Source organism: Pseudomonas graminis (genome assembly GCF_001705435.1).
Taxonomy (GTDB): Bacteria; Pseudomonadota; Gammaproteobacteria; order Pseudomonadales; family Pseudomonadaceae; genus Aquipseudomonas; species Aquipseudomonas graminis_B.
Genome location: NZ_MDEN01000064.1, coordinates 330,564 through 351,015, shown reverse-complemented (window position 1 = coordinate 351,015; position 20,452 = coordinate 330,564). Strand labels below are relative to the sequence as shown.

At 61.5% G+C, this 20,452-nt stretch carries 16 protein-coding genes; 8 read left to right on the top strand and 8 right to left on the bottom strand.

What is annotated here, in order from left to right; translation table 11 throughout:
- Position 1 precedes the first annotated feature (1 nt).
- From BBI10_RS16795 to BBI10_RS16770, 5 genes are all read right to left on the bottom strand, one after another.
- Positions 2–1,552: an amino acid ABC transporter permease/ATP-binding protein gene (locus BBI10_RS16795; protein ID WP_065990251.1), complete on the bottom strand. Its 1,551-nt coding sequence runs from the start codon at positions 1,550–1,552 to the stop codon at positions 2–4.
- Between the two features lie 164 nt (positions 1,553–1,716).
- Positions 1,717–2,535 carry an ABC transporter substrate-binding protein gene (locus BBI10_RS16790; RefSeq protein ID WP_065990249.1) on the bottom strand — a complete coding sequence of 273 codons (819 nt, stop codon included), beginning with the start codon at positions 2,533–2,535 and terminating at the stop codon, positions 1,717–1,719.
- 74 nt (positions 2,536–2,609) lie between these two features.
- A complete protein-coding gene (locus BBI10_RS16785) occupies positions 2,610–3,674 on the bottom strand; it encodes an isopenicillin N synthase family dioxygenase (protein WP_065990248.1) in 1,065 nt (354 codons plus the stop codon).
- A 13-nt stretch (positions 3,675–3,687) separates the two neighbouring features.
- Entirely contained in the window at positions 3,688–4,539 is an 852-nt protein-coding gene (locus tag BBI10_RS16780) for a sugar phosphate isomerase/epimerase family protein (RefSeq protein WP_065990247.1), read from the bottom strand.
- Between the two features lie 414 nt (positions 4,540–4,953).
- Positions 4,954–5,901, bottom strand: a complete 948-nt coding sequence (locus tag BBI10_RS16770; protein ID WP_065990242.1) for a LysR family transcriptional regulator — start codon at positions 5,899–5,901, stop codon at positions 4,954–4,956.
- A 185-nt stretch (positions 5,902–6,086) separates the two neighbouring features.
- On the opposite strand from BBI10_RS16770, the gene BBI10_RS16765 reads away from it, so the two are divergent.
- The 3 genes from BBI10_RS16765 (at position 6,087) to mmsB (ending at position 10,040) form a co-directional block, all read left to right on the top strand.
- Positions 6,087–7,415, top strand: a complete 1,329-nt coding sequence (locus BBI10_RS16765) for an MFS transporter (RefSeq protein ID WP_065990240.1) — start codon at positions 6,087–6,089, stop codon at positions 7,413–7,415.
- A gap of 57 nt (positions 7,416–7,472) precedes the next feature.
- Positions 7,473–8,999, top strand: coding sequence for a CoA-acylating methylmalonate-semialdehyde dehydrogenase (locus tag BBI10_RS16760; RefSeq protein WP_065990239.1), 1,527 nt, complete (start codon positions 7,473–7,475; stop codon positions 8,997–8,999).
- 150 nt (positions 9,000–9,149) lie between these two features.
- A complete protein-coding gene (gene mmsB / locus BBI10_RS16755; protein ID WP_065990238.1) occupies positions 9,150–10,040 on the top strand; it encodes a 3-hydroxyisobutyrate dehydrogenase in 891 nt (296 codons plus the stop codon).
- A gap of 325 nt (positions 10,041–10,365) precedes the next feature.
- Here the strand turns inward: mmsB and argH are convergent, their stop codons facing one another.
- A complete protein-coding gene (gene argH / locus BBI10_RS16750) occupies positions 10,366–11,793 on the bottom strand; it encodes an argininosuccinate lyase (RefSeq protein WP_065990237.1) in 1,428 nt (475 codons plus the stop codon).
- A 258-nt stretch (positions 11,794–12,051) separates the two neighbouring features.
- On the opposite strand from argH, the gene BBI10_RS16745 reads away from it, so the two are divergent.
- The 3 genes from BBI10_RS16745 to BBI10_RS16735 all read left to right on the top strand — a co-directional run bounded on the left by BBI10_RS16745 (position 12,052) and on the right by BBI10_RS16735 (position 14,663).
- Entirely contained in the window at positions 12,052–12,816 is a 765-nt protein-coding gene (locus tag BBI10_RS16745; protein ID WP_065990235.1) for a sulfite exporter TauE/SafE family protein, read from the top strand.
- Positions 12,817–13,029: 213 nt separating this feature from the next.
- Complete coding sequence (locus tag BBI10_RS16740; RefSeq protein ID WP_065990233.1) at positions 13,030–13,614, top strand: NAD(P)H-dependent oxidoreductase; 585 nt, start codon at positions 13,030–13,032, stop codon at positions 13,612–13,614.
- 152 nt (positions 13,615–13,766) lie between these two features.
- Positions 13,767–14,663: a LysR family transcriptional regulator gene (locus BBI10_RS16735; protein WP_065990230.1), complete on the top strand. Its 897-nt coding sequence runs from the start codon at positions 13,767–13,769 to the stop codon at positions 14,661–14,663.
- 160 nt (positions 14,664–14,823) lie between these two features.
- Here the strand turns inward: BBI10_RS16735 and BBI10_RS16730 are convergent, their stop codons facing one another.
- Positions 14,824–15,702 (bottom strand): LysR family transcriptional regulator, encoded by an 879-nt coding sequence (locus BBI10_RS16730; protein ID WP_065990228.1) that lies wholly within the window; start codon positions 15,700–15,702, stop codon positions 14,824–14,826.
- A 181-nt stretch (positions 15,703–15,883) separates the two neighbouring features.
- Here BBI10_RS16730 and BBI10_RS16725 point away from each other — a divergent pair, with 181 nt between their 5' ends.
- Together BBI10_RS16725 and ggt are read left to right on the top strand one after the other, a co-directional pair.
- Positions 15,884–16,783 (top strand): DMT family transporter, encoded by a 900-nt coding sequence (locus BBI10_RS16725; RefSeq protein WP_065990275.1) that lies wholly within the window; start codon positions 15,884–15,886, stop codon positions 16,781–16,783.
- Positions 16,784–16,905: 122 nt separating this feature from the next.
- Complete coding sequence (gene ggt, locus BBI10_RS16720) at positions 16,906–18,573, top strand: gamma-glutamyltransferase (protein ID WP_065990227.1); 1,668 nt, start codon at positions 16,906–16,908, stop codon at positions 18,571–18,573.
- Between the two features lie 137 nt (positions 18,574–18,710).
- Here ggt and BBI10_RS16715 read toward each other — a convergent pair whose 3' ends face one another.
- The gene (locus BBI10_RS16715) at positions 18,711–20,294 is read right to left on the bottom strand and encodes a peptide chain release factor 3 (RefSeq protein WP_065990225.1); all 1,584 of its coding nucleotides are present in this window, start codon (positions 20,292–20,294) and stop codon (positions 18,711–18,713) included.
- Positions 20,295–20,452 lie beyond the last annotated feature (158 nt).

Here is a 20,452-nt window from a genome sequence, read left to right as displayed (position 1 = left end):
CTCACGCCTCTTTGAGCGCAGGCGCTGGTTGCGTAACGGCGTGATCCAGCCCCATGAACGTGCGCACGCGCGCGCCACACTGGTTGGCAAGAATCGTCTGCGGCGCGGCGTCGACCTGCACGATGCCGTTTTCCATGAAGATCACCCGGTCGGAAATCGACAGGGCGAAGTCCATCTCATGGGTGACGATGAGCATGGTCATGCCTTCTTTCGCCAGGTCGGCGATGACCTTGAGCACGTCGCCCACCAGCTCCGGGTCCAGCGCAGACGTCGGTTCGTCGAACAGCATGATCTGCGGGTCCATCGCCAGTGCCCGGGCAATTGCTACGCGCTGTTGCTGACCGCCAGATAACTGGTGCGGGTATTTGTGCGCATGGGCCAGCAGTCCGACCTTGTCGAGCAGGGCGTAGGCACGTTGCTCGCTGACGTCGCGGTCGCGGCCGTGATACCGCGGCGCGAGGGTCACGTTGTCGAGGATGGTGCGGTGGGGGAACAGGTTGAAGTTCTGAAACACCATGCCAATGCGCTGTACGCCCCGGCGAATCTGCGGCGCGTTGGGGTTGTCGCCGGCGTGAATGTAGCCCTCGCCAAACAGGATGATCTCGCCCTTGTCGATGGTTTCGAGGCTGTTGACCGTACGAATCAGCGAGGTCTTGCCCGAGCCTGACGGGCCAATGATGGAAATGACCTGCCCGGCGTCCACCTCCAGATTGATGCCCTTGAGCACTTCATGCTGCCCGTAGCTTTTATGGATGTTGACCAGTTGCAGCGCTGGCGCCGAGCCCGGACCGGTTAGCGGCTGACGCGTCACTGCGGGCTGCGTGACCAGGCTGGCGCGCAGGTGAGTCAGGGCGGTGTCATCGAGGGTCTGCGGCTTGCGATTGCTCAGCTCCAGGTGCTGCTCCAGCCAGTGAAACAGCCAGCCGAACACCGTCACAATCATCACGTAATACACCGCGACGGCCGACAGCGTTTCCATGACCAAAAAGTTTTGCGCGTACAGGCGTTGGCCCACGGTGAGCAGTTCGGTGAGGGAAATCACTGACACCAGCGAGGTCAGTTTCACCACGGTGATGTATTCATTCACCAGCGTCGGCAGGGAGATACGGAACGCCTGGGGGATGACGATAAGCCGCTGCATGCCGATCAGACCGACACCCAGGGCGCGGCCCGCTTCCTTCTGGCCCTTGGCAACAGAGATGAGGCCGCCGCGGTGAATCTCCGCCATGTAAGCCGCTTCCGTGACCACCAGCGCCAGAAGGCCGGAGTAGAAGGGGTTGGACAGCACGTCGCGGGTGACCGGAAACATCTGCGGCAGGTTGTAGGTAAACACCACCAGCACCAGCAGCGGGACACTGCGGAAGAACCAGATATAAATCGACGCCGGAACGCTGATCCAGCGCGCGGTCGACAGCTTGGCCGAGGCCAGCAGGAAACCCAGCAGCATGCCGATGAACCAGCCCAGGGCGCTGAGTTCGATCACGGTGATGCAGGATTCCCAGAAGTCAGCGACCGAGAACAGTGAAAAAAAGTAGGACCATTCGAATTGCATACGCACCTCAGCAGGGCGGGGCCCGGCGGGATTTTCTTATCAAACGCGATCCCTGTAGGCGTGAGCTTGCTCGCGATGACTTCGGCACAGCCGACCCACCTTCATCGTCTGTCACGGCCAATCGCGAGCACGCTCACGCCTACAAGGGGTAAAGCATCCAGCCGTCAGTTGGCGGGCTCTTCAAGGTTGTACTTCTTCAGCAGCGCCGCGTATTCGCCGGATTTTTTGGTCTCGTCGAAGGCCTTGAGCAAGGCCTGATACAGCTCGTCATTGCCCTTCTTCACGTAGATGCCAAGCGTCTGCTGATAGATGGAATGCTCGGTGCTGACCACCACGCGGCCCTTGGTGCGTTCGGCGATCATGCCTGCGGCGCCGTCGATTTCCACTTGCGCCTGGACGTTGCCCGACAGCAGCGCCTGGGTGACTTCCGGTGCCGACGGGAATTCGCTGACGGCGACCGGGCCTTTGCCTTTCGGCACGCAGTATTCGGCGGACAGCTTGTTGAACTGGGTGACCCACGTGGTGCCTTTTTCCAAGCCGATTTTCAGCCCGCACAGGTCTTCCGGCACCTTGGGTTTGAGCGGACTGTCCTTGAGCACCATGATCGCTGCGCCCGTTACGGCGTAGGGAATGGTCTGGGCCTGGGTCTGGCGCTCCGGCGTGATGTACATGCCCGAAATGATCGCGTCGTAGTGCCCGGCATTGAGGCTGAGGATCAGGCTGGAGAATTTGGTGTCGACAAACTCGGCCTTGAGGTCCATGTGCTTGGCGAGCAGGCGTGACAGGTCCGGGTCGGCACCAACGACGTTCTTCTTCTCGTCGTAGGATTCGAAGGGCGGGTAGGTGATCTCCATGCCGACCTTGAACTGCCCGGGCGTCACGGTAGTAGCAGCCTGGGCGGCGGTGGCAGCCAATAACGACGCGCCGAGCATGGCGGAGGCAAGCACGGTCAAGCGGACAGCAGTGTTCAGAGTGTTGCGCATCGTCGGTGACTCCACGTCAGGAAGGTAGGGCTGGGTGTGCTGATTAGTCGGGCGGGGCAGAGGGACGTACCGCATCACGATGCGTCCTGTGTCTGATTCTTCAGGTGGCCGAAGCTCGACGGCTTGCGTGCCTTTTCGTACAACTTGATTTCGCCGTTCTCGACCTTGCGCCGCAGGTACTGGTAGGTCTGCAGCGCCTGACCGAACATGTGCTCGCCGATGGTGATCTCTTCGTAGTCGGCCCTGCCCTTGTCGAACTGCGGAAGGGGCTTGATCTGGGTGTGGAAGTCGCAGGCGAAGAACAGCGGAAACGAATAGCGCTCCTCGCTGACGGTGCGTACCCGGTGAGCCGTAGCAACGAACGTACCAGCGGTCATGACCTCCAGCATGTCGCCGATGTTGACCACAAACGCGCCATCCACAGGGGGCGCGTCGATCCATTGGCCGAGGTCGTTCATCACTTCAAGACCGGGCTTGTCGGCCAGCAACATGGTGAAGCACTCGTAATCGGTGTGCGCACCAATTCCGGGCGCGTCCTGGGCGGCGCCGTCAAACGGGTAATGAATCAGGCGCAGCTTTGAGGGCGGACGGGTGACCATCGCGTCGAAGTAGCCTTCCTCCAGACCCAACGCCAGCGCGAAGCCGTCGAACAGGCGGCGGCCCAGGGCAAATACTGCCGCGTAATACGCCTCCACCGCAGAGCGAAAACCGGGCAGGTCCGGCCATTCGTTAGCGCCGATCAGCGGGGTTTTAGCGATCACCAGCGGGTCTTCGTCGCCCACTTCAAAACCGATGTCGAAGGCCTCTTTATGGTCTGGCTTGCCCTTGGCGTACACCTCTTCGCCCTCGGGTACGAAGCCTTTGTGGCTGCGTGAAGTGCCGATGTAGTGCTGCATTTTGTAGTCGAGGGATTGGGCGAACAGGTCCTTGGCCGCCTCACGCAGGCCGTCGATCAGCGACGGCGCAATATCGTGATTCCTGACGTAAAGAAAACCCACTTCCCGTGCCGCCTTGCCCAGTTGGTCGGCGACGGCCTGACGCAGGGCGATGTCGGGGCTGAAGAGCCCGGCGATATCGACCACCGGGATGCTGCTGAAATTAGCGACCTTCGGGGCTGCCGCGTGCGACGGATCTGGCATGACGAGACGCTCCTTATCGGCTTGTTGTGTGGGTGAAGCGCTGGAAATGTTCGCGTTCGGTCTGGCCCATCCACACGTTCAGCGACCAGAGATCGGCCACCGGTACATTGGTGAAGGGCAGGTGATGCAGATAGCCGTCGGCGCCGAATTCGGGCGTCATTGTGCTGACCTGATAGCCTCGCGCCTGCTGGGATTTCCACACGGCTTCCCAGTGCTGCTGATGGAAAGCCAGCTCGCGGGTGTACTCGGGGGCAGCGGGATGGGGGACTTGCGGGCCCTGGTCGTAGCCGACCCGGGCCTGAATGTGATGAACGCGCTCGACGAACGCGCTGAGTTCGTCTTCCGGGTCGTCGAGCAAACGCTCGCAGGTGACGATCCAGTGGCTGATGTCGCTGGTGAAACGTAGATCCGGCAGTTGGCGGATCAGCTCAAGGGTGACCCACGGGTTGAACAGCGAGCGGGCACGGTGGGTTTCGAAGGCCACTGTCTGACCCTGCTTGCGTGCGACCTCCAGCGCCTGACCGAAGAAGTCCACCTGCTGCGGCAATTGCCAACGGTCATTGCCGGCCAGTACGTTGACGAAGCGTGGCGCCAGTTCGGTTGACCAGGCGAGCTTCTGCTCTAGGTCAGTGAGGTGTTCTGCGGTGGTCGCTGATTGTTCCGGGAGGACGTCGTAGGCGGTGAACACCGTGGCGATGTAAGGCACGTGATTGCCGCGCAGGAAGGCGCCGAATTCCGCGCGTTCAACCGGCGTCAGCGGCAGGCGTGCTTCCATGCCGTCGAACCCTGCTTCCAGCAGCTCGTCCAGCGCCTGGGCCTTGCTGGAGCGGTAGCCCCAGAGCGTGCGGAAGATTTCCAGTTTCATCGAGCGTCCTCAAAGATTGCGTCGTGCGGCTGACGTGTGACCCCAGACAGGGCTCCGCCACGGCGCAGGCCGAGACGGGGTACAGTGGCAGTCACATCAGAAAAGGCAATCTTCGGGCCGTGTCTCTACTGGACGGGCTCCTTTATTGGGGCCGATCTTAGATTCGGCCGATGAACGGGAAGAATAGGAAAGCTTAAATGCATAGTTCAGAGATTTCTGAACTATGACGGGGAGGGGCCTTCTAGACGGCAAATCCTGCGCGTACCCCGCAGGAGCGTGGCTTGTCCCGCGATCTGCCGGGTACCGGCAGCAGGAGCAGCAGATGTATTTTTTCCTGATATACCGCGGGAGTCGGGACGACGACTGCGTCGCCGATCGCGGGACAAGCCACGCTCCTACACAGGCTCGGCAGGTCTAATCCACAAACGCCATCCGCCCGGTCTTGCCCAACAGAAACCCCTGATTGCGCTCGGTGGCCTCACGGATGTAGTCCCACAACAACGTAATCCGCTTGAGCTTTCTCAGGTCCTCCCGGCAGTACATCCAGAACTGCCGCGTGATATCCACCTCACTCTCCAGCACCGGCAGCAGTCGCGCATCCTGCGCCGCCAGAAAGCACGGCAGAATCGCCAGCGCTCGTCCCTGCAATGCAGCGACGTATTGGGCGATGACGCTGGTGCTGCGCAGGGTGGCATGGGCGCCGGGGAGGAGGTTGCTGAGGTAGAGCAATTCCGAGCTGAACGCCAGGTCGTCGACGTAGCTGATGAACGGATGGTCAGCGAGGTCTTCGGTCTTGAGGATCGGCGCGTGGTTGTCGAGATAATCCTGGGTGGCGTAGAGCCTCAGGCTGTAGTCGCACAGCTTGCAGCACACGTAAGGCCCGTGCTCCGGACGCTCCAGCGCGATAACGATGTCTGCCTCGCGCTTGGACAGGCTGATGAAGTGCGGCGGCGGCAGGATATCCACTGAAATGGCCGGGTACGTGTCGGTGAAGTGACTGAGTTGCGGGGTGATGAAGAAGCTGCCGAAGCCTTCGGTGCAGCCCATGCGCACATGCCCCGACAATGCGACGCCGGAGCCGGACACCTGCTCGCAGGCGATGTGCAGCGTGCTTTCAATGGACTCCGCAGCGCCAAGCAAGCGTTGGCCTTCTGCAGTGAGGATGAAGCCGGTGTTGCGGGATTTCTCGAACAGCAGCGTGCCCAGTGACGTTTCCAGCGAGCTGATCCGTCTCGACACCGTTGTGTAGTCCACCGCGAGGCGTTTGGCCGCGGAACTGGCCTTGCGCGTGCGCGCCACTTCGAGGAAAAACTTCAGGTCATCCCAATTAAGGGCGCTCAAGGACGTGATGTTTTTTTGCATGTTGGACCTGCTTTTATGTGCGTTCTTATTAGAAGTTTGCACATCTATACTCCGAAGCGCGGCCGGATCCAACCAGCCCTTCAATGCCTGATGCAGTGCCTAATCCAACGAGGAAACGCCCCGGCAAATCGCTCTATCCCACACGCCATAACACCCTGCACAACAATAAATAAGCGGAGGAGTTTATGAAGAACGCTATTACGGTGGACGCTGGCGCACTCGATGCCAGTCCCGTGAAAAACGCCCGATCCTACCGGCTTGCCGGCGCGGCGAGCATGGCTGGCACGACCATCGAGTGGTACGACTTTTTCCTCTACGGCACAGCTGCCGCACTGATCTTCAACAAGATCTTCTTCCCTGCACTGGACCCGATCATCGGTGTGCTGGCGGCGTTCGCCACCTACGCCGTGGGCTTTCTCGGCCGGCCGCTGGGCGGCATTGTGTTCGGTCATTTCGGCGACAAGATCGGGCGCAAGTCCATGCTCCTGTTCACCCTGATGCTGATGGGCATTCCGACCATCATCATCGGCCTGATTCCGACCTACGAACAGATCGGCTATTGGGCCGCAGTGCTGCTCGTCGCGATGCGTTTCTTGCAGGGCATGGCCGTCGGCGGCGAGTGGGGCGGGGCGGTGCTGATGGCCGTCGAACATGCGCCCGAGGGCCGCAAAGGTTTCTACGGCAGCCTGCCGCAAACCGGCGTTGGCGCAGGGCTGGTGTTGGCTTCGCTGGCGATGGGCATGGTCGCCAAATTGCCGGAGGCCGACATGCTCAGCTGGGGCTGGCGGATTCCGTTTCTCGCCAGCGTCGTGCTGCTGGGCGTGGGCTGGTTGATTCGTTTGAAAGTCCCGGAGTCGCCCGATTTCGAGAAGCTCAAACAAGACAACATCGCCGTCAAGGTGCCGCTGTTCAAAGTGTTCCGCGACCATCCGAAAGAAACCCTGACCATCATCGGCGCACGCACCGCCGAGAATGCCTGGTTTTACATGTCGGTGACCTTCGCCCTGGCGTACGCCGCCAACCAGTTGCTTATCCCTCGCGCTGACGTGCTGAGCGCGATCACGGCTGGCGCTGCACTTTCTCTGGTGACGATGCCGCTGTGTGGGCACCTGTCCGACAAGGTCGGTCAGAAACGTCTGTATTTCGCCGGGCTTCTGCTGCTCTGCGCCTTCGTCTATCCGTTCTTCGCCATGCTCGGCACCCGCGAACCGCAGATGGTGTGGTGGGCGATGGTGTTGGCGGTCGGCGTGGTCTTCCCGATTCTGTACGCCCCGGAATCCCTGCTGTTCGCCCGGCAATTCCCGGCGGAAATTCGCTACAGCGGCATCTCCGTCTCGGTGCAGTTGGCGGGCGTTCTGGGCGGCGGATTCGCGCCGATGATCGCCACGCAATTACTGGCCATGGGCGGCGGCAGTCCGCGCTACGTGATCGCCTACCTGATCGGCATGGCGCTGGTGGCGTTGGTCTGTACCGCGCTGATGAAGCGCGATCCCCCTCGCCATCGCGCTGCCTGAAATCGACTTTTTTCAGCGCGGCCAGGCCGGCGCGCTGCCTTGAATGGAGCAATGGCAATGAACGTGTCACTGAATAAACACAACACCACCGTGGCCCGCGTGAGGCTGCTGATCGGCGGTGAATGGGTTGAGTCGCAAACCACCGAGTGGCTCGACGTGGTCAACCCTGCCACCCAGGAAGTGCTGGCCCACGTGCCCTTCGCGACGGCCGCCGAGGTCGATGCCGCTGTCGCCGCCGCGCAGAAGGCATTCACCACCTGGCGGCACACGCCGATAGGTGCCCGCATGCGCATCATGCTCAAGTTGCAGGCGCTGATCCGTGAACACTCCAAGCGCATCGCCGTCGTGCTCAGCGCCGAGCAGGGCAAGACCATTGCCGACGCCGAGGGCGATATCTTCCGCGGCCTGGAGGTGGTCGAGCACGCGTGCTCCATCGGCACACTGCAGATGGGGGAATTCGCCGAGAACGTCGCCGGTGGCGTGGACACCTACACGCTGCGTCAGCCCATCGGCGTCTGCGCAGGGATCACGCCCTTCAACTTCCCGGCGATGATTCCGCTGTGGATGTTCCCGATGGCCATTGCCTGCGGCAACACCTTCGTGCTCAAGCCATCCGAGCAGGACCCGATGTCGACCATGCTGCTGGTGGAGCTGGCGGTTGAGGCGGGCGTGCCAGCGGGCGTGCTCAACGTTGTGCATGGCGGCAAAGAGGTGGTCGACGGGATCTGCACCCACAAGGACATCAAGGCGGTGTCCTTCGTCGGCTCGACGGCGGTGGGCACTCACGTTTACGACCTGGCGGGCAAACACGGCAAGCGCGTGCAGTCGATGATGGGCGCGAAGAACCATGCCGTCGTGCTGCCCGATGCCAACCGTGAGCAGACCCTCAACGCGCTGGTCGGCGCCGGTTTCGGTGCGGCGGGTCAGCGCTGCATGGCGACGTCGGCGGTGGTCATGGTCGGCGCGGCGAAGCAGTGGATTCCCGATCTGAAGGCATTGGCGCAGAAGCTCAAGGTGAATGCGGGAAGCGAGGCGGGCACCGATGTCGGGCCAGTGATTTCCAGGCGCGCTAAACAGCGGATTCTTGATTTGATCGAAAGCGGCGTTCAGGAAGGTGCGACCCTCGAATTGGACGGGCGCGGTATCACGGTGGCAGGTTTTGAGGACGGCAATTTCGTCGGGCCGACGCTGTTCACCGGCGTGACGACGGAGATGCAGATCTACACTCAGGAAATCTTCGGGCCGGTGCTCGTGGTGCTGGAGGTCGATACGCTGGATCAGGCCATCGCCCTGGTCAACGCCAACCCGTTTGGCAATGGCGTCGGGCTGTTCACCCAGAGCGGTGCGGCAGCGCGCAAATTCCAGAGTGAAATCGACGTAGGTCAGGTCGGCATCAACATCCCGATTCCGGTGCCGGTGCCGTTCTTCAGCTTCACCGGTTCGCGCGGTTCGAAGCTGGGTGATCTGGGACCGTACGGCAAACAGGTGGTGCAGTTCTACACTCAGACCAAGACCGTCACCAGCCGCTGGTTCGATGACGACAGCGTGAATGACGGCGTGAATACGACGATCAATTTGCGTTGAGTGCGACGCGCTTTGAGCGGGCCTTGCTTGCTCGCGATCGCGTTGCGTCATTCAGCGTTGCGCTTTCTGAACGATCGCTTCGCGAGCAAGCTCGCTCCCACAAGGGGCCTGCGTCGCCGGTGGCACTGGAATTGAACAAGGAGAACAACCATGAAAATCGCCTTCATCGGCCTGGGCAATATGGGTGCGCCGATGGCGCGGAACCTGATCCGTGCCGGGCATCAGCTGCATTTGTTCGACGTCAACCAACAGGTCTTGGCCGAACTGGCCGAATTGGGCAGCCGCATCAGTGAGTCGCCCAAACATGCGGCTCAGGGCGCGGACCTGGTCATCACCATGCTTCCGGCGGCCGCTCACGTTCGCGCGGTTTACCTGAATGAAGACGGCGTACTGGCTGGCATCAGTGCAGGGGTGCCGGCGGTGGATTGCAGCACGATTGATCCACAGACCATCCGCGATGTGGCGGCGGCAGCGGCGAAACAAGGCGTGGTGGTCGGCGATGCGCCGGTGTCCGGCGGGACCGGTGGCGCGCAGACCGGGACGCTGACGTTCATGGTCGGCGCGAGCGTTGAGCACTTCACGGTGCTCAAGCCGATCCTGGCGCAGATGGGCCGCAACATCGTCCATTGCGGCGAGGTCGGCACCGGGCAGATCGCGAAGATCTGCAACAACATGCTGTTGGGCATTTCCATGATCGGCGTGGCGGAAGCCATGGCGCTGGGCAATAGCCTGGGCATCGACACCGGCGTGCTGGCGACCATCATCAACAGCTCGACCGGACGCTGCTGGAGCTCGGAAATGTACAACCCGTGGCCCGGCGTCGTGGAAACCGCCCCGGCGTCGCGCGGCTACACCGGAGGGTTTGGCGCAGAGCTGATGCTCAAGGACCTGGGCCTGGCAACCGAGGCCGCCAAAGCCGCGCGCCAACCCGTGATTATGGGCGCGCTGGCGCAGCAGCTGTATCAGGCGATGAGTTTGCGCGGTGACGGAGGCAAGGACTTCTCGGCGGTGGTTGAGGCGTACATCAAGGAGGAAAACTGAGGGTGCACATCCGCCGGCCTCTTCCCGGCTAAAGCCGGTCCCACTAGGTAATCGAGTACATCCTTGGGGCTCGCGATTCCACTAAGGTTTTGCATGCGCCGCACTACCTTGTGGGAGCGAGCTTGCTCGCGAAGAGGCATTAACATCCGCTGAATATTTAGCGGCTGGAATGCCGTCTTCGTGAGCAAGCTCACTCCCACAGGTGCTGTGTTCACAGGAAGACGGCGGTGAAGAGAGCAGCATAAACAGCCTCATTTCACGGCGTCCTGTCCGAGGCATTCCCGGCTAAAGCCGGTCCTACAATGCGCACGCGGTCGCACCACAATTAACCCCGCGGGCCGTTGTAATTCTTGGCCCACTGCTCCTGGGCCACCAAATGCGCCTTAAATCGCGCGATCTGCTCGGCCACTCGCACCGGGGACGTTCCGCCCCAGCCGCTGCGCGCCGCCAGTGCCGCTTCCAGTGTCAGGCTCTCCAACACCTCTGGCGTCAGGCGCGGGTCGGTGTCGGCGAGCATCTTTGGCGTCAGCTCCGGCAGCCCGATGTCCTGCGCCTCGCACAGCTGAACCAGTTGTCCGGTGATCTCGTGGCCTTCCTTGAACGGCACGCCGCGAACGGCGAGCCAGTCCGCAATTTCCGTCGCCAGGGTGAACCCCAGGGGGGCCTGACGCAGCAACTCGTCCTTGCGCACCTTCATCGTGCGGACCATGCCGGCAAAGGCAGGCAGCACCAGATTCAGCGTGTCCAGAGCGTCGAAGATGGCGTGTTTGTCTTCGCTCAAATCGCGGTTGTACGACAGCGGCTGCGCCTTGAGCACCGACAGAATCGCGGTCAGCGAACCGATCAAACGGCCTGATTTACCCCGGGCCAGCTCGGCGATGTCCGGGTTCTTCTTCTGCGGCATGATCGAGCTGCCCGTGGCGTAGGCATCGTCCAGCTCGACCCAGCGAAACTGCCGAGACGTCCAGATGCAGAACTCCTCGGCCATGCGCGAAATATTGATCCCCAGCATGCTCGCGCAGAACAGAAACTCGGCCACGTGATCACGGCTGGCGACGGCGTCGATGGAGTTTTCACACGGGCCGGCGTAGCCCATTTCCGCCGCCGAACGTTGAGGGTCGCGGGCGATGGCGGAGCCGGCCATGGCGGCGGCACCGAGGGGCGATAGATTGAAGCGCTGATCCCAATCCTGCAGGCGCTGGATGTCCCGATGAATCGCCTGGGCGTGGGCCATCAAATGGTGACCGAACACAATCGGCTGCGCTTGTTGCAGGTGAGTAAAACCGGGCGCAACGGTCTCGATATGGGCTTCGGCCTGCCTGACCAATGCCTGCTGCAGATCAAGAATCGACAGGGTCAGCACGCGAATCCGGTCACGCAGAAACAGCCGCATGTCATTGGCCGTCTGATCGTTGCGCGAGCGCCCGGCGCGAAGCTTGCCGCCCAGTGCGCCGAGGCGTTCGGTGAGCAGGCGCTCGATAAAGGTGTGCACGTCCTCGTCGGCGGGAATTGGCTGAATCGTGCCGGCGGCAAAATCCTCGTCAATCGATTGCAGCGCATCGATGATGCGGCGGGTTTCGTCGGCGTCCAGCAAACCGGCGCGCTCAAGCTCGTGGGCGTGGGCCTTGGAGCCTGCCACGTCATAAGGCGTCATGCGAAAATAGACGGCGGGCGAGCGTGACAGGTTGGCCATCGCTTCCGCCGGCGCGGACTTGAAGCGCGCGCCCCACAGGCGCTCAGTTGCATCGGACATATGCATTCCCCCTCAAACACGTGATTGCTGGCGAGCCAGGCGTCGACGACGTCAAGGGATCCTAGGAAAAACCGGCTGCCGATGAAACGTTACAAATGGCAAGTCGGGTTGGCAGAAATGGAAAGCTGACATCAACCCGCTCTTCAGATGAGTGGCGCTGATTATTTTTCTGTTACCGCAGGTGCCCGAATGTGCTGAAGTGGCACCCATTGCACCACCCGATTTTTCCCCTCGTCGACCTTTTCGCAGGATGCGCCCATGGATGGTTTCCTATCGCTTTATCAACACCTCGGCTGGACGTTGTCAGTGCTGGTGCTGCTGACGTTTCTGCTGGCCGGCACGGTCAAGGGCGTCATCGGCATGGGGCTGCCGACGGTTGCGATGGGCCTGCTGGGGGTGATGATGCTGCCGACCCAGGCGGCGGCGCTGCTGCTGATCCCCTCAACCTTGACCAACCTCTGGCAATTGGCGACCGGCGGGCATCTGCGCGGACTGTGCACGCGGTTGTGGCCGCTGCTGCTGACGATCGTCATCGGCACCATGCTCGGCTCCTACGCGCTGGGGCTTGGCAACGGGCACGGCATGGCGAGGGCGCTGGGCGGCGCGCTGTTTGTCTACGCGCTGTGCGGCTTGTTTCTGCCGACGCTCAAGGTGCCGCCTGCTGCCGAGCGCTGGCTCGGGCCTTTGTGCGGGTTTATCACCGGCCTGGTCACCGCGGCCACTGGCGTTTTCGTCATTCCGGCGGTGCCCTACATTCAGGGCCTGGGGCTGGATCGTAACGAACTGGTGCAGGCGCTTGGGCTGTCCTTCACTGTCTCGACCCTGGCGCTGGGCGTCGGTCTTTTCTGGAACGGCGCGGTGGGCAGCGCTGAAATGGGCGCTTCCTTGCTGGCGCTGATTCCCGCGTTGCTCGGCATGATGTTCGGCCAATGGCTGCGTCAACGCATCAGCGCATTGGTGTTCAAGCGCATGTTCTTCATCGGCATGGCACTGCTGGGCGCGCACCTGATGATCGCCGGGTAAACGAGCCGCATTGGTCGGCTTTCTCACCCGCCTGCGCGATGACAAGAATTCATCAATCACTGGCCCATTCGTGATTCCCCCGCAAAGGTATTTTGCCCGCTGCCTGCTTATTCGCCGCTCGCCTGACCGCTATTCTGCCGTCCATTCCAATTGAAGACCCTCAATCCGGTACCGCTGAACGGCGGACTGCATTGACGGCGGACGAGGCTTGATATGAAAAAAGTACTGTTTCTCAACGGCGGCAAACAATTCGCCCATTCCGACGGCCGCTACAACACCACGCTGCATGAAGCCGGCATGGCGCTTCTCGACCGCGCCGGGTTCGACGTGCAGCAGACCTTCATCGACGGCGGCTACAACGTGGCCGAGGAAGTGCAGAAGTTTCTCTGGGCGGACGTGATCATCTGGCAGATGCCGGGCTGGTGGATGGGCGCGCCGTGGACGGTGAAAAAGTACATCGACGAAGTCTTCACCGAAGGTCACGGCAGCCTGTACGCCAACGACGGTCGCACTCGCTCCGATGCGTCCCGGCGGTATGGCAGCGGCGGCTTGCTGCATGGCAAGCAGTACTTGATTTCCGCCACCTGGAACGCGCCGCAGCAAGCGTTCGACGACCCGGCAGACTTTTTCGAAGCCAAGGGCGTGGATGCCGTGTACTTCCCGTTCCACAAGGCCAACCAGTTCCTCGGCATGACCGGCCTGCCAACCTTTCTGGCCGTGGACGTGATGAAGATGCCGAATGTCGAAGCAGACGTGAAGCGGTATGAAGCGCACTTGGGGTCGGTGTTCGGGATTTGAAGGGGAGTAGCGAGCTACAAGCTTCAAGCTTCAAGCGGCAAGCTTCAAGCTCACGGCTCACGGCTCACGGCTCACTTACGGCTTGCAGCTTGCAGCTTATAGCTCGCCCCCAAGCACGCTAATATCCAGTCTCTTGCGAGCGGGAGACAACAGTGAAAGCCAGGTCGGATGAGTTGCAGGTGTTTGTCACGGTGATCGAAAGCGGCTCGATTTCTGCGGCGGCCGAGCAGGTCGGGCAGACGCCCTCGGCGATCAGCCGCACCTTGTCTCGACTCGAAGGCAAGCTGGGCACGACGTTGATCAACCGCACCACGCGGCGCATGGACCTGACCGAGGAGGGCAAGTATTTCCTTGAGCGGGCCCGGCAGATTCTGGATCAGATGGAAGAGCTGGAAGAGCGCATGTCGGTGCGCCAGCAGACGCCGTCCGGCCGGTTGCGGATCAACGCGGCGTCGCCCTTCATGCTGCATTCAATCGTCCCGTACGTCGCCGAGTTTCGCACGTTGTATCCGGACATTCAGCTGGAGCTGAACAGTAACGATCTGATCATTGATTTGCTGGAGCAGAGCACCGATGTGGCGATCCGCATTGGCGTACTGGCCGATTCGACCCTGCATGCCCGGCCCCTCGGCAGCAGCCCGCTGAACATTCTGGCCAGTCCTGAATACCTCGAAAAACACGGCACGCCGACAACCGTTCCAGCACTGAGCGGGCATTCACTGCTCGGCTTCACCCAGACCGAAACCCTCAATCACTGGCCGTTGCGCCACGCCGACGGGGATCGGCTGTTCATCCAGCCAACGGTGTCGGCCTCCAGCGGCGAGACGTTGCGCCAGTTGGCGCTGGCGGGAGAGGGCATCGTCTGCTTGTCTCACTTCATGACCCACGAAGACATCCGCCAAGGCCGCCTCAACGTCATCCTGCCCCAGGCCAACAGCGGCTATCGCCAGCCGATCCACGCGGTGTACTACCGCAACTCGCAGCTGGCGTTGCGGATTCAGTGCTTTCTGGACTTCATTCAGGAGAAGCTGGCGGTGTACGCCGCGTGAACCTGCTTACATTCCCTGTGGGAGCGTGGCTTGTCCCGCGATCTGCCGGGAACCGGCAGCAAACCCTGCAAACGCGGTCTGTCTGGAGGACTTGATTGGAATGGTTTTGCTACTGCTGCGCAGCAGATCGCGGGACAAGCCACGCTCCTACAGGCAGGTATCACGCCTCACTAATCCCGCTGAACTCCGCCCGCAACATCTCCACAAATGCCTCCCGCGCCGGGTGATGTTCGGCGTTCTCGTGCCAGTAAAACAGGTTGTCGATGGAGGTCAGTTCAGGGAATTCATAACCGACCCAGCCAGAGCCTTTGCGGTACTGCTCGTAAACACCCTTGGGCACCAGCGCCACGCCAGCCCCGGCGCTGACGCAACCGACGATGGTGCCGTAGTTGGCGATGCTGACGATGGGCTGAGTCTGGCCGTCGTGCTGCAACCATCGCTCCAGCGCTGCGCGATAAGGGCAGCCTTCGGGCCACATGAAAATCGATTTGCCCTGCAGATCCGACGCGCTGCGTATCGGGCCCAGCGACTCGGCCGCAATCAGCACCAGATCCTCCCGGTACATCGACGTGCGCTTGAGCCGTGGGCGTTTGACGTCGATGGCAACAATGGCGCCATCAAGCTTCTGGTTGAGCGTCGCGTCGAGCAGTTGCGTGCCGGTGCCCGTCGTCAGCTCCAGTGATACTTGCGGGTAACGCGCATGAAAGCGCGCCAGCAGTCGCGGCAGCCGCGCCGTGGCCGAAGATTCGATGGCGCCGATGCGCAACGGCCCGGACGGCGCGGCATCCGGATGCACCGCGCGCTTGGCTTCGTCGGCCAGGCTGAGCATCTTGCCGGCGTAGGTCAGGAAGATTTCCCCCGCCGGGCTGATGCGCAATCCACGGCCCTGACGGTAAAACAGCTCGGTGCCCAGCTCCGCCTCAAGCGCCTTGATGCGCGCGGTGATGTTCGACGGGACGCAATGCAAGACCTCCGCCGCGCGGGCAATGCTGCCGGTGTCGACGACGGTCTTGAACATGCGGATCTGTGCCAGTTCCATTCATCACCAATAGTGAGTGATTGCGTCATTATTGTTCGGTTGTGGTGAGCATAGGATGTTTCGATACTCGCGACCATGGGCAGGCGTCGGGCTTGTCGGTGGGAGTATCGAGATGAGCGTGGTGGCTGAGCCGGTTGTTGATTCGAATATCGCGGTTAATGGCGCGGTGCCTTGGCAGGCGATGAAAGTTGCCCTTGCCACTGTCTTTGTGGTCGCCTGCTGGGGGTTCTCGCCGACCGGCATTCGCATTGGTTTGCAGGCCTACGAGCCCGGGCATCTGGCGCTGCTTCGTTTTCTGATCGCGTCGGTGTTCATGCTGTTAATCGCCTCGTCGCACCGTATCGCGTTGCCGCGCCTGAAGGACCTGCCGTTGCTCGCGGTGTTGGGTTTCTTCGCCGTCAGCCTGCACCACATCGCGCTCAACTTTGGGCAGGCCGGGGTGAGCGCCGGGGCGTCCAGCGTGCTGGTGCAATCGACGCCGTTGTTTACCGCGCTGCTGGCGCATTTCGTGTTCAAGGAGCGGGTCAGCGCCTGGCGTTGGGGCTGTGTCGCGCTCGGCCTGGTGGGCGCCGCGATTGTCGTCACCGGTGATCGCGGCATCGGCCATATGGATGCGCGCGGGCTGCTGATTCTGTTGGCGGCGTTTTCCTGGAGCGTGTATTTCTCACTGCAGAAGCGTCATAGCCATCGGTACGACGGCCTGACCATGGTCTGTTACACGGTCTGGGCCGGCACGGTGTTCCTGCTGGTTTATCTGCCGGGGCTGATCGGCGAAATCCTCAACGCGCCGGTGCGGGTTAATGTGGCAGTGGGGGTGTTGGGGCTGTTCCCCAGCGCACTGGCGTATCTGGCTTGGGCGTATGTCTTGAAGCACATGGACGTCAGCCGCGCGTCGATGAGTTTGTACCTGACGCCACCGATGGCCATCGCCATTGCTTCGTTCATGTTGGGCGAGTTGCCATCGCAGCGGGTGATCGTGGGGTCGATCGTGGTGCTGGCGAGTGTCTTGGCACTCAATCTGCGGCGGGAGAGGGCAGTGGTGTTTCCCGTCCGGGATCAACCTGAGCGTGCTGCGGTTTAGGGGCCTGGCCGTTTGCGTTTGTGGCAAGTTTCATCATTAATGTGCAGCCGGACCGTTAGTCTCTTCAGCCTCCAGACAGCACATCAGTAACAAGCTGTCGCATTCGTCATCAAGGAAGCCCCATGCGTGCAGTGACCCTCAAAACCCTTGCCCTGTCGGTGATCTTCGCCGCGAGTTCGCCGGTGTATGCGGTGGTGCTGGAAGGCGGCGCCGTCGCGTCCCCGGATCAATACGGTGCCCAGGTCGCCGCGCAGATTCTGAAAAAAGGCGGCAACGCCGTCGATGCCGCAGTCGCCACGGCGTTCACCCTGGCGGTCACCTACCCCGAAGCGGGCAACATTGGCGGCGGTGGCTTTATGACCCTGTTCATGAACGGCCGACCGTACTTTCTCGACTACCGCGAAGCCGCGCCGAAAGCGGCGACGCGCAACATGTACCTGGACGAGAAGGGCGAGGTCATTCCGGGCATGAGTCTGGTGGGCGCACGCGCGTCGGGGGTGCCCGGCACCGTGATGGGGCTGTGGGAAGCCCACCAGAAATTCGGCAAGCTGCCGTGGGCCGAGTTGCTGACGCCGGCCATTGGTTACGCCAAAAACGGTTTCAAGGTCGCCGACAAGCAGTACATGTATGGCGCCGAGGCGATCAAGCAGCTCAACGGCAAGACCAATTTCGCGGATTACTTTGGCGACATGAAGACCGGCGAGACCTTCCGTCAGCCGGAGCTGGCCAAGACCCTGGAACGCATCGCCAACAAGGGCGCCAACGAGTTTTACCAGGGCCAGACGGCTGACCTGCTGGTGGCGCAAATGCAGCACGACAACGGCCTGATCACCAAAGAGGACCTGCACGATTACAAGGCGATCTGGCGCAAGCCGCTCCATGTGAACTTCAACGGCAACACGCTCTACACCGCGCCGCTGCCCAGTTCCGGCGGTATCGCGCTGGCGCAGTTGATCGGCATGAAGCAGCTGCTTTCTGATGATTTCAAAGACGTGCCGCTCAACTCGGCGCGCTACATCCACTTGCTCGCTGAGATTGAAAAACGCGTGTTCGCCGATCGCGCCAACTACTTGGGGGATCCGGACTTTTCAGTGGCGCCGGTGAGTCAGTTGACCGACAACGCCTATCTGGCCAAGCGCGCCCACGAGGTCAACCCGACGGCAATTTCGCCCACCGAGAACGTAAAGGCCGGGCTTGAGTCGCACCAGACCACCCACTTCTCTATCGTCGATGCCAAGGGCAACGCGGTCAGCAACACCTACACCCTGAACTGGGATTACGGCAGCGGCGTGGTGGTGAAGGGCGGGGGCTTTTTGCTGAACGACGAGATGGATGATTTCAGTTCCAAGCCGGGCGTTGCCAATGCGTTTGGCGTGGTGGGCGGGGATGCCAATGCTATCCAGCCCGGCAAGCGCATGTTGTCCTCAATGAGCCCGAGTCTGGTCACCCGCGACGGCGCAGTGACGCTGGTGCTGGGCACGCCGGGTGGCTCACGGATTTTCACCACGGTGTTTCAGGTGCTGAACAATATCTATGACTTCCACATGCCGCTCAAAGACGCGGTTGCGGCGCAGCGGGTTCATCACCAGTTGCTGCCGAAGGACACGATCTACACCGAGAAATTTGCACCGCTGGCGACCCCGGTGGCCGACGAGCTGACGGCCATGGGTTACACGGTGAAGGACCAAGGCTGGTCGATGGGCAATGTGCAGGCGATCAAGATTGACGGCGCGAAAGTCGAAACCGCGTCCGATCCCCGTGGGCGGGGCGTGGGGATGGTGGTGAAGTAGGGGGACAACTGATCGTTCCCACGCTCCGCGGGGGAATGCATCCATGGACGCTCCGCGTCCGCAGTCGGCTGACGCGGAGCGTCAGTAGCGGCGTTCCCACGCAGAGCGTGGGAACGATCACACCGGGTCAGGCGTGCTTAGTGATGCTCCCGCGTTGCGCGGAATTTCACGTCAGGCCAGCGTTCTTCCATCAAGGCCAGGTTGACCCGGGTTGGCGCGAGGTAGGTCAGGTGACCACCGCCGTCCACGGCCAGGTTTTCCACGGCCTTGTTCTCGAATTCCTCGAGCTTCTTCTTGTCGCTGCAATCGATCCAGCGGGCTGACCACACGGTGATCGGCTCGTAGGCGCATTCGACCTTGTATTCTTCCTTCAAGCGGCTGGCAACCACATCGAACTGCAGCACACCGACGGCGCCAAGGATGATGTCGTTGCTGCGCTGCGGGAAGAACACCTGAGTGGCGCCTTCCTCGGCCAGCTGCTGCAGGCCCTGACGCAGCTGCTTGGACTTCAGCGGATCCTTCAGGCGTACGCGGCGGAACAGCTCCGGGGCGAAGTGCGGGATGCCGGTGAAACCCAAGGCCTCGCCTTCGCTGAAGGTGTCGCCGATCTGAATCGTGCCGTGGTTGTGCAGGCCGATGATGTCGCCGGCGTAGGCTTCTTCCAGCTGTTCGCGCTCGCTTGAGAAGAACGTCAGCGCGTCACCGATGCGCACGTCCTTGCCGGTGCGAACATGGCGCATTTTCATGCCCTTGTCGTACTTGCCCGAGCAGATGCGCATGAACGCGATGCGGTCGCGGTGCTTGGGGTCCATGTTCGCCTGGATCTTGAACACGAAGCCGGTGAACTTCTCCTCGACCGGCTCCACCGTGCGCTCGTTGGCGACGCGGGCGAGCGGCTTCGGCGCCCAGTTCACGACCGCATCCAGTACGTGGTCGACACCGAAGTTGCCGAGCGCGGTACCGAAGAACACCGGCGTCAGTTGGCCGTCGAGGAATTCCTGCTGGTTGAACTCATGACAGGCGCCTTGCACCAACTCCAGCTGATCGACAAAGCGATCGTACTCATCACCCAGATGAGCGCGCGCTTCGTCGGAGTCGAGCTTCTCGATGATTTTCACCTCGGTACGCTCATGACCGTGACCGGCGGTGTACACGATGATGTAGTCGTCGGCGAGGTGATAGACACCCTTGAAGTCGCGGTAGCAACCGATCGGCCAGGTGATGGGCGCGGCCTTGATCTTCAGGACCGCTTCGATCTCGTCGAGCAGCTCGATCGGGTCGCGAATGTCGCGGTCGAGCTTGTTGATGAAGCTCACGATCGGCGTATCGCGCAGGCGGCAGACGTCCATCAGTGCGATGGTGCGGGGCTCAACCCCTTTACCGCCATCGAGCACCATCAGCGCCGAGTCGACAGCGGTTAACGTGCGGTAGGTGTCTTCGGAAAAGTCTTCGTGGCCCGGAGTGTCGAGCAGGTTGATCATGTGATCGCGATACGGGAACTGCATGACCGAGGTGGTGATGGAAATGCCGCGCTGCTTCTCCATTTCCATCCAGTCGGACGTGGCGTGGCGGTCGGATTTACGCGACTTCACCGTACCGGCGACGGAAATGGCCTTGCCCATCAGCAGCAGCTTTTCAGTGATGGTGGTCTTACCCGCATCGGGGTGGGAAATGATGGCGAAAGTGCGGCGTTTCGCGACTTCGGCGGCCTGTCTGGTCATGGGAAATCGCCCGAGAGGTGATTCAAAAAAAGGGCGGCGATTATAGCCCAAACCGGAGCAATAACCGAACCGTTCAGTCAATAAAGGGTGGCCAGATACCATCGCACGTGGGAACCTTTGCGGTTAAGGAGACGTCCATTCCCTGGTATCGCTACACG